We start from the raw sequence: 11,311 nt of genomic DNA, 5'->3' as shown, positions 1-11,311 counted from the left end.
ATCCCACTCGTCCACCGAGCGGGATGAACAAGACGATAAGGCGCGCCTCGGTCTTCTGTCTGCTGCTGGTCCTCGCCCTCCTCGGGCGGGCGACCTGGGTGCAGTCGTACCAGGCCAAGGCGCTCGCAGACGACGACCACAACCGGCGGAAGATCATCGCGCAGTACGCGCAGCCGCTGGGCGACATCATCGTGGCCGGTTCGCCGGTCACGGGCTCGAAACGGACGGAGGGCAGCGATCTCGCGTACAAGCGCACTTACAGACAGGGCGGCCTCTACTCGTCCGTGACCGGCTACAGCTCGCAGGCGTACGGCTCGACGCAGCTCGAAGGGATCTACAGCCATGTGCTGGACGGCACCGACGACCGGCTGAAGAGTCCGCTGGGCGCGCTGACGGGGCAGCGGTCCTCGCCCGGTGACGTGGTCACGACGATCGACCCGGACGTGCAGAAGGCGGCGAGCGACGCGCTCGGCGACGACAAGGGCGCGGCCGTGGCGATCGACCCGAGGAGCGGGCAGATCCTGGGCATGGTGTCCTCCCCGTCGTACGACCCGTCGGACATCAGCGGCACGAACGACGGCGACACCTGGTCGAAGCTGCTCGCCGACAAGGACAAGCCGCTGGTCAACCGGGCGCTGCGGCAGCCGCTCGCGCCCGGCTCGACGTTCAAGCTGGTCGTGGCGGCGGCGGCGCTGGAGAACGGGCTGTACGACTCGGTGGACGTGCCGACGAAGAGCCCCGTCCCGTACACCCTGCCGGGCACCAGCACCCCGCTGCGGAACGAGAGCGCCTCCGCCCCCTGCGAGAACGCCTCGCTGCGGGTCGCCCTCCAGTACTCGTGCAACAACGTCTTCGGCAAGGTCGCCGCCGACCTGGGCCAGGACAAGATGCGGGCGATGGCGGAGAAGTTCGGCTTCAACGAGGAGAAGCTGGACGTGCCGGTCCGGGCGTCCAAGAGCGTGTATCCGGAGGACATGGACAAGCCGCAGACGGCGCTGTCGGGCATCGGCCAGTTCGAGGTGACCGCGACCCCGCTCCAGATGGCGATGGTCTCCGCCGCCCTGGCCAACGGCGGTGAGCTGGCCGCCCCGCACATGGTGTCGAAGGTGACCGACGGGGACGGCGGCACGCTGGAGGACTTCGCGGACGGCGACACGAAGCGGATCGTCTCGGAGGACACCGCGAAGCAGTTGCGCAGCGCCATGGTGACCGTGGTGGAGAAGGGCACCGGCACCAACGCCCGGATCGCCGGGGCCGAGGTCGGCGGCAAGACGGGCACCGCCGAGAACGGTGTGGACAACAGCAACACCCCGTACGCCTGGTTCACCTCGTACGCGAAGTCAGGCGGCCAGGAGGTCGCGGTGGCCGTGATCGTGGAGGACTCCGGTTCGACCGCGTCGGAGGTCAGCGGCAACGGGCTGGCGGCGCCGGTGGCCAAGAAGATGATGGAGGCGGCCCTGCGGCGGTAGACCTCTCCTGCTGTAGACCTCTCCTGCTGTCGAAGCGCTTGCGGTACGCTCACGCCCCGGTGGGGGCGTATCCGGACGGGCCGGGCGTGCGAGCGCAGGGGGACGGGGTTGCCGTGGGCACAGCAGTCGACGATGCCGCCGCCGCCGAGTTCCATGAGTTCTTCGAGGCCCATTACGCGGAACTGGCCCGCCTCGCCCATCTGCTGACCGGTGAGGCGGATGCCGCCGACGATCTCGCGGCGGACGCCCTGCTCGCGCTCTGGCACCGATGGGACCGGGTCCGCGAGGCCGGGCACCCGGTGGCGTACGCGCGGGGCGTCGTCGCCAACCTGGCCAGGACGCGCATCCGCAGCGCGGTTCGCGAGCGCCGCCGGATCGCGCTGTTCTGGGCGCCGCGCGGCGGCGGGGACGACGGGGCGGCCGAGGGGCCCGATGTGCCGGCCGTGGTGGACGTGCAGGAGGCGCTGCGCAGGCTGCCGTTCCGCAAGCGGGCCTGTGTGGTGCTGCGGCACGCCTTCGACCTCTCCGAGCGGGACACCTCGCTGGTACTGGGGATCTCGGTGGGTACGGTGAAGAGCCAGACCTCACGCGCCGTCGCCGAACTCCAGCGGCTGCTGGGACCCGAGACGCCCGCCGCGCGGGTCCGGGTGGCCGTCGCGGCGCAGCGCAGCGGAGGAGAGCGGTGAAGGACGAGGAGCTGTCCGGGCGGCTGCGGGAGGCCGCCGAGGCCCACCGCCCCGACCGGGCCCGGATGCTGGCCCGGATCGAGCGCGGCATGGCGGGCGACCGCCCCGCACCCCGGTCCGTGCGCCCGCCGCGCGCGGTGCGCCCGTGGCTGCGGGTGGCCGGGGCGACGGCGGCGGTCTGCGGGGTGCTGGCGGCCGGAGCGTTCGCGGTCACCTCGGCGGGCGACGACGCCCGGCCGCGCGGCGGGCAGGTGGCCTCGGCGCCGTCCGCCACCGCGAAGGCCCCGGACTCCCCCGCCGGGCTGCCGCCGGAGGACGGACCGCTGTGGACCGGCGGCGTGGTGGACCCGAACAGCAACCCGTACTGGGCGCAGAGCAACGTCACCCTGCGGACCACCGAGCCGCTGTCCGCGCTCACCGTGGAGCTGCGGGTCGCCGAGACGGGCGGGGTGAACAGCACGGGCTCCTGGCGCTCCCTGCCCGAGCCGGACTTCACCGTGTCGGTGGACGAGAGCGGCGGCTATCTGGTCTACCGGTGGACGCTGCGTCCCGGCCGGACCGTCCCGGCCGGGACGCACACCTTCGCCGGGCAGTACAACCACGCGGAGGGCGACCGGGACGCCACCGGCGACTACGTGACCGCCCACGCGGTCCGCGCCTCGGGCGGCAAGGCGGCGGTGGGCGACCGCTTCGGGCGGGCGCAGTGACCTCTACGGCCGCCAGTCGCCGAACCACGCGGCCGGGGTGTGCTCCCGCGCCTCGGACGCCGTGAGCTGCGGGCGGTTGGCCGGGACGGTGACGCGCGCGCCGGGGCCGGTGTTGCGGTACTCGGCGAAGCGCTGGTCCTGCCAGGGGAAGCCGGCCGACATGGTGCCGTACGGCTCGTCCGCGTCGATGCCCGCGCCGAGGTGGCTCTCGCGCACCGTCAGCATGGGGTGCGCGGTGAGGTCCGAGGACGGCACCCAGGGGCGGGCCAGCTTGAAGTACCCGTCGGGGGCGGCGCTGGTGATCCGGGAGCGCAGGACCAGGAAGCCGTGCGGGTCGGCCCCGGCGGTGCTCGGCGCGAAGACGAAGCCGTGGGGCGGACCGGCCAGGTCGGTGCGGGCCAGAGTGCGGAAGTGGCAGCGGTCCAGGACCGCGGAGGCCCGCCCGAAGACGAAGTCGACGTCCCCTTCCACGTAGCAGTCGCGGTAGTACTGCCGGGCGAAGTCGGTGAGCGACGCCGAGTCCGCGTACAGCGTGTCCTGGTGGCCGAGGAAGCGGCAGCGGTGGAACGCCGAGCGGTCGCCGGTCACCTTGAGGGCGACGGCCTGGGTGCCGGTGTAGTCCGGGTGGTCGGCGCGCAGCCAGTCGTTGGCGAAGGTGAGGTCGCGGGCGGTGAGTCCGGCGGGCCGGGCGGTGACCGTGGCGGACCCGCTGGTGCCGTAGGTGCCCGAACCGTCGGGGCGCGGGGTGCCGTTGGCGTTGTCGTACACGATCACCGTGTCGCGCGGGTCGCCGCTCGCGCCGACGAGGGTGAGGCCGGTCCGGTCGGCGGGGATGTCGACGGTCTCCCGGTAGGTGCCGGGGGCGATGACCAGGGTGCGCCCGGTGCCGGTGGCGGCGTCCACGGCGGCCTGGACGGTGGTGTGGTCGCCCCGGCCGCGCGCGTCGACGTACAGGGTGGCGCGGTCGCGGCGGCGGGCGGGCGAGCCGTGGCGGCCGAAGGGGCGGTCGTGCGCGACGGCGGGCGAGGCGGTGCCGAGCGCGAGGGCGGAGGAGGCGAAGAGGGCCAGGGCGGTGCGTCGGGTGGGCATGGATGCTCCTTTGCGGGGGCGGCCTCCGCCGGCGCCGCGCGGGCGCCGGCGGAGGAAGGGGCGGCTGGTCAGGCGCCGGGCAGCCGGCCCGTGCCCGCGCCGAGGCCCACGACGAGCGGCACGAGCAGCGGGTGGTCGACCCGGTTGCGCAGGGTCGGGGTCCAGCCGGCGCCCGTGGTCAGCTGCTCCTCGGGGACGCCCGCGTTGTGGACGGCGATCAGGTCCGTGCGGCGGCCGTTGACCCAGTTGTCGGCGGCCGTGAGCGAGGACTCGGACCACTTCTTGAGGATCTTCGCCTTGTCGAACTCACCGCTCAGCGTGAACGCGTTGTGCTCGGCGACCAGGTGCGACTCCGCGCCGATTCCGTACGAGTACCCGTAGACGCTGCCCTTCGTGGCGACGAAGTGGTTGTTGTACGAGTCGACCTGGCCGAAGCGGACGCGGGGCGCGCGCTCGTTGACGTCCTTGAACAGGTTGTGGTGCAGGGTGACGCGGAGCTTGCCCCGGTCGGTGGCCCCGGCGCCGTCGCTGTTGCCGAGGAGCATCGTCTTGTCGTGGTCCTTGAGGACGTTCCAGGAGGCGGTGACCAGGTCGGCGCCCTTGACGATGTCGAAGAGCCCGTCGTGCTGCTGGTACAGCTCGTCGAAGTAGCGGGGCTGGTCGGCGTCGGGGCGGTCGCCGTCGCTGAAGGTGTTGTGGTCGACCCAGACGTGGTCGGAGCCGTAGACGACGAGGTTGTCGTACTCCGAGTTCCAGTGGCCGGTGTCGCCGTCGGTCGGGTCCCACTGCGGGAAGCAGTCGTAGGTGTCCTCGAAGTTGATGTTGCGGACGATGACGTTGGAGACGTTCTGGATCTGGATCGAGGCGCCGATGACCGTGGCGTCCTTGCCGACGCCGATCAGCGTGGTGTTGGACGGGACGTAGACGTTGACGGCGGCCTTCTGGAGCTTGGCGGAGGCGAGCCGGGCGTCCTCCATCGGCCCGGACGGGACCTCCTCGCGGCCCCAGGTGCCGGGGTCGTAGGCGGCGAGGTACTTGTCCAGGGTGTAGCCGTCGGTCTGGTACGCCTCGCAGTCGATCGGGGTGCCCTCGGCGTCGGCGTTGCCGTGGACGGTCCCGGCGATGCGGACGATCTTCGGCGCGTCGCCCGCGTCCTCGAAGGCGGCGATGAGTTCGGCGCGGTTGTGCACGGTGTAGACGTGGTCGGGCGTCGCGGCGGCGCCGCCGGTGGTGGAGCCCTCGGCGGAGGCCCAGCCGTCGCCCTTGGCCAGGACGGCGCGCTCGACGCCCTTGGCGCCGCGGGGCTGCGGGGACGCCTGGGCGGGAACGCTCAGGGCGAGGGCCAGCGAGGCGCAGCCCATCGCGACGACGATGGCGCGGGCACAGATTCTGCGTGTGGACATGACAAATCCTCGGTTCTGGTGCGGGACCTGTGGAAGGGGAAGGGCGGGGGGTGGCGCGGGCGTCAGGCGGCCTGCGGCCAGCTGATCCACGTCTCGGGTACGCGTGCGCCGAGCCGGCGCAGTTCACGCGGGGCGAGCACCCGCGCGTCGAGCAGGGCGCGGGCCGTCATCCGGGCGACCTCGATCGCACCGGCGGGCCGGAAGTGGGTGTTGTCCTCCCGCCCGTCGGGGTAGTTGGGGGACTCGCCGGGCGCCAGCCAGTTGAAGTACGCCTCGGTGCCGTCGGGGCCGAGCTCCTGCCAGCGGGCCAGGGTGCGGGCCTGAAGGTCGAGCAGCGGGACCCGCTCCTCGGCGGCCAGGGCGCGCATCGCGGCCGGGTAGTCGCCGTGCGTCGGCCTGGCGGTGCCGTCCTCGGCGAACCTGCGCCGCTCGACCGGGGTGAGCAGCACGGGCCGGGCGCGCCGGGCGCGGGCCTCGGCGATGTACCGGCGCAGGCAGTCCTGGTACGTCGTGTACGGGTCGGTGCCGCGCGCCGGGTCGTCCGTCTTCTCGTCGTTGTGCCCGAACTGGATCAGCAGGAGGTCGTCCGGGCGGACGTCCGGCAGCAGGGCGGCGAGCAGCCCTTCGTCGATGAAGCTCCGGGAACTGCGGCCGTTCATGGCGTGGTTGGCCACGGTGAGCCCGGGCCCGAGGAAGAACGGCAGGGCCATGCCCCAGCCGGTCTCGGGTGCGGCGTCGGCGTATTTCTGCGCGGCCGTCGAGTCGCCCGCGAGGTGCACGGTGCGGGTACGGGGGCGGGCTCCGTGCGCCGCGGCGGGAGTGGCGGCGAGCGCCAGGGGCAGTGCGGCGAGGGCGGCCGCGGTCTGTCTGCGGGTGAGTGACACGGTGGTGGTGCTGCCTCTCTCGTGGGTGGGTACGCAGGAGGGCAGGGGCGGCGGGGCGGGGCGGGCCGTCCGCACGACGGTCCCGCGCCCGGCCCCGCTGCGGGGGCCGGATCAGCCCTTGCTCCGCTCCTTCCACTCCTTCTGGGCCGCGTTCAGCTCGTCGGCCATCTTGTCCAGGAACGCCTTGGCCGTGACCTTGCCGAGCAGCAGCTTCTGGAACTCCGGCTCGTTGTCGGCCTTGCTGATGTTGTTCCAGTCGGGCAGGTAGTACGGCAGCTGCACGATCTTGGTGGAGCCGTCGGTGAGGGCCTTGGCGGCCAGCTCGGTCGGCGCGGCCTCGCTGATCCACGGGTCCTTGGCGGCCTCGGTGTTGGCCGGGATGGCGCCCGCGGACTCGTTCCACTTGCTGTTCGACTCGTGCGAGGCGGCGAACTCGATGAACTTCCAGGCGGCCGTCTTGTTCTTGCTCGCCTTGAACAGGCCGAGGCCGTCGACCGGGTTGGAGACCTGGACGCGGGTGCCGCCGTCGCCGACCGGGTTGGGTATCCCGGCGAACTTGTCCTTGCCGAGGGCCTTCAGGTGGTCCTGGTAGGAGCCGAGGTTGTGGCTCAGCATGCCGATGGTGCCGGTGTCGAACTGGGCGACCATCTTGGTGAAGTCGTTGTTGACGTCGGCGGACGGCGTCGTCTTCTTGTAGAGGGCGGCGTACTTCTCCAGCGCCGCCACGTTCTTGGGGTCGTTGAGGGTGGTCTTGTCTCCGTTCCAGAACTCGGTGATCCCGGACTGCCCGTACGCCGCGTCGACGGCCTGGGCGATGGAACCGGCGCCGCCTCGGATGGTGTAGCCGAACTTGTTGTTCTTGGCGTCGGTCAGCTTCCCGGCCGCCTCGTAGAACTTGGCCCAGGTGGTGGGCGCTTCGAGCCCGGCCGCCTTGAAGAGGTCGGTGCGGTACCAGAGCGCGCCGTTGTTCGCGGAGGTCGGCACGGTGTACATCTCGTCGTCCCGCCCGGCCGCGTCCTTGACGCTCTCGACCATGCCCTCGACGAGCTTGCCGTTGAGCGAGGAGTCCTTGATCCGGTCGCCCAGCGGCTCCAGGGCCTCCTGCGAGACCATGTTGGCCAGGTAGGCGGTGCCGACGCCGCCGACGTCCGGCACCCCGCCGCCCGCGATGGCCGTGTCGTACTTGGACTGCACGTCGGCGATCGGGATCGGCACGTACTTGACCTTGATGTCCGGGTACTTCTTCTCGAAGTCCTGGATCATCTCCTTCCAGACGGCGGTGCGCGGACCGCCGTTGTTGTCCCAGAAGGTGATCTCGCCCTTGCCGCTGCCCTCGTCGCCGCTGCCGCTGCCGTCGTCGCCGCACGCGGTCGCCGTCAGGGCGAGCACCGCCGCGAGCGAGACGGCGGCCGCGGCGCGCCCCCGCTGCGTCTTCGAGATGTTCATGATCGGCTCTTCTCTCTCGGTTCTCTCGGGTCTCTCGGTTCGTGCGCGTGCATGGGGGGTGGGAGCGCCGGACGGTGGTCCGGTTACGCGGTTACGTGGAAGCCGGTGAAGCGGGCGGTCCCGGTCGGGCCCGTCCCGGGCGGCGCGGTGGCGAACAGCCCGAGCAGCGCGCCGACCCAGCGCCACGGGGTGGCGGCGAAGACCTGTCCGGAGGGCCGGAACCCGGCCCCGTCCCCGGTGTCGGCCAGGAAGCGGCACCGGGCCCCCGCCGCCACCTCGATCCGCAGCCGCGCCGTGCCCGAGGGCGCCGGCCCGGCGTGCCCGGCGTCGCGCTCGGCGGTGGCGGTCGCCTCGGCGAACCGGTGCACCAGCAGCGCCCCGCCGTCCGCCTGCCGTTCGAGCCCGATCCAGCTGAACGCGTCCCCGAGCACGGCGAACCCCGCCTTCGCCCCGGGCACCTCGCTGTCCAGGGCGAGTCCGACCTCGGCGGTGAACGTCTCGGCGGGCAGCCGCTGGACCAGTACGTGGGGCAGGAGCCGCAGGTCGTGCGCGTCCCGGGCGGGTACGCAGCTCAGCCGCAGCCCGTCCCCGGCGTGTGCGACGGTCCAGCCGGGGCGCGGGTTCGCCGTCCACTGCCACTGCCTGCCGTGGCGGCCGCCCGGGAAGCCGTCGTCGCAGGCCGGGGCCTCGACGGGCTGGGCGGGCAGGGCGGGCTTGCGGTGCGTGGCGACGGGTTCGCCGGAGTCGCCGATGACCGGCCAGCCGTCACCGTCCCAGCGCATCGGCTGGAGGTGCGTCACGCGGCCGTACGCCCCGCGCTCCTGGAAGTGCAGGAACCAGTCCTCACCGGCCGGGGTGTCCACCCAGGCGCCCTGGTGCGGCCCGTTGACGCCGGTCCGGCCCTGGGCGAGGACGACGCGCTCCTCGTAGGGACCGAAGAAGTCGCGCGAGCGGAACGCGCCCTGCCAGCCCGTCGCGACCCCGCCCGCCGGGGCCAGGATCCAGAACTCGCCGTTGCGGCGGTGCAGCTTGGGGCCCTCCAGGGTGAACCAGCCGGGCAGCGTGTCGGCGTCGATCAGGGTCTTGCCCTCGTCCAGGAGTTCCCGCCCGTCGGGGCTCATCCGGTGTCCGGTGAGCCGGTTCTTGATCCCGGAGCGGGACTTGGCCCAGGCGTGCACGAGGTACGCCTCGCCGGTCTCCTCGTCCCACAGCGGGCACGGGTCGATCAGTCCCCGTCCGGCCTTCACCAGGTGCGGCGCGGTCCACGGGCCCCGGACGTCCTCGGCGCTGATCTGCTGGATGCCGTGGTCGGGGTCGCCCCAGAAGATCCAGAACCGTCCGGCGTGGTGCCGCAGCGAGGGCGCCCACACCCCGCAGTCGTGGCGGGGCACCGCGAATTCGGCGGCGGGCTCCAGGCGGTCCAGGGCGTGCCCGGTCAGCGTCCAGTTGACGAGGTCGCGGGAGTGGAGCAGCGGCAGTCCGGGGGCGCGGCCGAAGCTGGAGGCGGTGAGGTAGAAGTCGTCGCCGACGCGGATCACGTCGGGGTCGGACCAGTCGGCGTTCAGGACCGGGTTGCGGTAGGTGCCGTCGCCCTGGTCGGCCACCCACGGGGGCCGGGGGCTCACGCCGTCACCGCCCTGCGGACGAGGGCGGCGGCGCCCGCCCGGTCGAGGCGGCCGTCCGCGACTACGGTGACCACGCGGCGTACGACCGTGGCCCCTGCGGGAACGGGGAGCCGTTCGGCGGCGGCGAGGGAGGAGCCGACGCCCGGGTACTCGGCGGTGCGCACGAACCACGGGTCGCGGCGGGTCTCCTCGGTGGCCCCGGCGAAGACCAGCGACCAGCGCTCGCCGCAGAGCGCGACCCAGTCGGCGGGCCGCCCGTGCACCGCCTCCTCGCCGTCCGCCGTCGGGCCGAACACGGCGGGCGCGGCCGCCTCCTTGGGGGCGCGCCAGAAGAAGCCGCCGTATCCGGCGCCGGGGCGGCCGTTGGTGGCGGGGCTGCCGATCGACAGGTCGCCGGGGCCGGGGTTGGTGAGCGAGAAGGAGAGGTCGAGCGCCCAGGCGGTGTCCGAGAGTGCGGCAGCGGCCACCGTGCGGTGTTCGCGCAGCAGTTCGCCGCCGGCGGCCTCCCAGCCGAGCTCCTCCACGAAGCCGTCCGGGTCGCACAGCTTCCAGCCCAGGTGGCGCTGCGTCCCGTGGTTGTCGAGCACGGTGGGCCCCTGGCCCCGGACGAAGGTGCGCCCGCCCCAGAAGTTGTGCCCGGAGACGTCCGGGACGGCGACGGAGGCGCCCAGGTGGTGGATGTGGTCGGCGGGACGCTCCTCGGTGACGGGGATGCCCGCGAGGGTGGTGACCGGGTGGAGGTAGGGGCGGGCCGCGTCGGCGGGGAGGTAGGTGTAGCGGCCGACGGGGCGTCCGGCGCAGCTGAGCAGGGCGGTGTTCGTCATGGGGAGGTCACCTCGCTGCGTGCCCAGGGGGCGCCGAGTTCGGAGAAGAGGGCGAGGGTTTCGGCGCCGGACGCGACCAGGGCGTCGATGCCGCGCACCACCCGGCGGGTGGCCCCGGTGCCGGGCACGGGGGCGGTGTGCCAGGCGTCGGACGGCAGGGGGCGCGGTTCGGGCGCCGTCCGTACCGCCTCCACGACCTCCATGAAGGCGCCGGTGCGCTCCGGCGGTACGAGGAGCGTGGCGCCCTCCGTCAGGTGGGCGACCAGGTTCTCCAGGAGGTCGGTGCGCCCGTGCACGGTTTCCACCGGGCCGTGGCCCGCGCGCTGGACGAGGACGCGGTCCTGCTTGTACCAGAAGGTGACGCGGCCGCGGTCGCCGTGGACGACGACGTACGGCTCCCCCGCCTGTTCCGCGCAGAGGGTGACGGCGGCGGTGACGGGCGGCCCGGACGCGGTGGTGACGCGGACGCAGGAGGTGTCGTCGGCCTCGATGTCGTGGGCGCGGAAGAGCTCGGTGTCGATGGCGGTGACGTCCTCGGCGGTGGTCCCGGCGAGTTCGAGGGCCGTGGCGACGGCATGGGCCAGCGGGTTGGTGAGGACGCCGTCGACCACCTCGGTGTCCCCGATGCGGCGCCGCCCGGCCCAGGGCGCCCGCCGGTAGTAGGCGTCGTCGCGGACCCAGGCGCCCGCCGCCGCGTACCCCCGGACGGTGCCGATGGCTCCGGTGGCGACTAGTTCCCGGATGGCGGGGACGGCGTGCGAGCCGAAGGACTGGAAGCCCACCTGGCAGGCGGTGCCCGCGTCGCGCACTGCGGCGCGGATGCGGTCGAAGTCGGCGCGGGTGGCGGCGGGCGGCTTCTCCAGGAGGAGGTGCACTCCGCGCCCGGCGGCGGTCAGGGCGAGCGCGGTGTGGGTCTGGATGGGGGTGCAGATGACGGCGGCCCGGGCCCCGGTGGAGTCCAGGAGGGCGCCGAAGTCGGCGGACTGCTCGGGGGGTTCGTCCGCGAAGGCGGCCAGCTCGGTGGCGTCGAGCGGGGTGAGCTCGCAGATGCCGGCGAGGCGGACGAGCCCCTGGTGCTGGAGGCGGCGGATGTTGGCGAGGTGCCAGCGGCCGTGGCCCCGGGCGCCCGCGAGGACGATCGGGACGGGCGTGGCGGCGGGGGGCAGCGAGGTCATGTC

Annotated in this window: 10 protein-coding genes; 3 read left to right on the top strand and 7 right to left on the bottom strand. The window is 73.4% G+C overall.

All coding sequences use genetic code 11. The annotated features are described in order from the left end of the window. The first annotated feature begins 23 nt into the window (after positions 1 to 23). The 3 genes from AMK18_RS26290 to AMK18_RS26280 all read left to right on the top strand — a co-directional run bounded on the left by AMK18_RS26290 (position 24) and on the right by AMK18_RS26280 (position 2,862). Positions 24 to 1,469: a peptidoglycan D,D-transpeptidase FtsI family protein gene (locus AMK18_RS26290; protein ID WP_073864729.1), complete on the top strand. Its 1,446-nt coding sequence runs from the start codon at positions 24 to 26 to the stop codon at positions 1,467 to 1,469. A 113-nt stretch (positions 1,470 to 1,582) separates the two neighbouring features. Beyond that, entirely contained in the window at positions 1,583 to 2,155 is a 573-nt protein-coding gene (locus AMK18_RS26285; RefSeq protein ID WP_073864728.1) for a SigE family RNA polymerase sigma factor, read from the top strand. Next, positions 2,152 to 2,862, top strand: coding sequence for a hypothetical protein (locus AMK18_RS26280; RefSeq protein ID WP_073864727.1), 711 nt, complete (start codon positions 2,152 to 2,154; stop codon positions 2,860 to 2,862). The genes AMK18_RS26285 and AMK18_RS26280 overlap by 4 nt, the downstream gene beginning before the upstream one ends. 3 nt (positions 2,863 to 2,865) lie before the next feature. Here AMK18_RS26280 and AMK18_RS26275 read toward each other — a convergent pair whose 3' ends face one another. The 7 genes from AMK18_RS26275 to AMK18_RS26245 form a co-directional block, all read right to left on the bottom strand. Further along, entirely contained in the window at positions 2,866 to 3,951 is a 1,086-nt protein-coding gene (locus tag AMK18_RS26275) for a pectinesterase family protein (protein WP_073864726.1), read from the bottom strand. Between the two features lie 68 nt (positions 3,952 to 4,019). Further along, the gene (locus tag AMK18_RS26270) at positions 4,020 to 5,354 is read right to left on the bottom strand and encodes a pectate lyase family protein (RefSeq protein ID WP_073864725.1); all 1,335 of its coding nucleotides are present in this window, start codon (positions 5,352 to 5,354) and stop codon (positions 4,020 to 4,022) included. 62 nt (positions 5,355 to 5,416) lie between these two features. Further along, entirely contained in the window at positions 5,417 to 6,238 is an 822-nt protein-coding gene (locus tag AMK18_RS26265; RefSeq protein ID WP_073864724.1) for a rhamnogalacturonan acetylesterase, read from the bottom strand. A gap of 111 nt (positions 6,239 to 6,349) precedes the next feature. Beyond that, positions 6,350 to 7,684 carry an ABC transporter substrate-binding protein gene (locus tag AMK18_RS26260; protein WP_073864723.1) on the bottom strand — a complete coding sequence of 445 codons (1,335 nt, stop codon included), beginning with the start codon at positions 7,682 to 7,684 and terminating at the stop codon, positions 6,350 to 6,352. An 83-nt stretch (positions 7,685 to 7,767) separates the two neighbouring features. Beyond that, the gene (locus AMK18_RS26255) at positions 7,768 to 9,309 is read right to left on the bottom strand and encodes a glycoside hydrolase family 43 protein (RefSeq protein ID WP_073864722.1); all 1,542 of its coding nucleotides are present in this window, start codon (positions 9,307 to 9,309) and stop codon (positions 7,768 to 7,770) included. Then, on the bottom strand, positions 9,306 to 10,133 hold the full coding sequence (locus AMK18_RS26250) for a PmoA family protein (RefSeq protein ID WP_073864721.1): 828 nt from the start codon (positions 10,131 to 10,133) through the stop codon (positions 9,306 to 9,308). The genes AMK18_RS26255 and AMK18_RS26250 overlap by 4 nt, the downstream gene beginning before the upstream one ends. Then, entirely contained in the window at positions 10,130 to 11,308 is a 1,179-nt protein-coding gene (locus AMK18_RS26245) for a Gfo/Idh/MocA family protein (protein ID WP_198957084.1), read from the bottom strand. Before AMK18_RS26245 ends, AMK18_RS26250 begins: the two co-directional genes overlap by 4 nt. Between the last annotated feature and the right edge of the window lie 3 nt (positions 11,309 to 11,311).

Source organism: Streptomyces sp. CB01249 (assembly GCF_001905735.1).
GTDB lineage: Bacteria > Actinomycetota > Actinomycetes > Streptomycetales > Streptomycetaceae > Streptomyces.
This window is presented reverse-complemented; position numbering and strand designations above follow the sequence as displayed.

Bases quoted from the DNA above. Each gene is read 5' to 3' on its own strand.
- AMK18_RS26250 (WP_073864721.1), bottom strand. From the start codon at position 10,133: ATGACGAACACCGCCCTGCTCAGCTGCGCCGGACGCCCCGTCGGCCGC.
- AMK18_RS26260 (WP_073864723.1), bottom strand. From the start codon at position 7,684: ATGAACATCTCGAAGACGCAGCGGGGGCGCGCCGCGGCCGCCGTCTCG.
- AMK18_RS26290 (WP_073864729.1), top strand. From the start codon at position 24: ATGAACAAGACGATAAGGCGCGCCTCGGTCTTCTGTCTGCTGCTGGTC.
- AMK18_RS26245 (WP_198957084.1), bottom strand. From the start codon at position 11,308: ATGACCTCGCTGCCCCCCGCCGCCACGCCCGTCCCGATCGTCCTCGCG.
- AMK18_RS26270 (WP_073864725.1), bottom strand. From the start codon at position 5,354: ATGTCCACACGCAGAATCTGTGCCCGCGCCATCGTCGTCGCGATGGGC.
- AMK18_RS26275 (WP_073864726.1), bottom strand. From the start codon at position 3,951: ATGCCCACCCGACGCACCGCCCTGGCCCTCTTCGCCTCCTCCGCCCTC.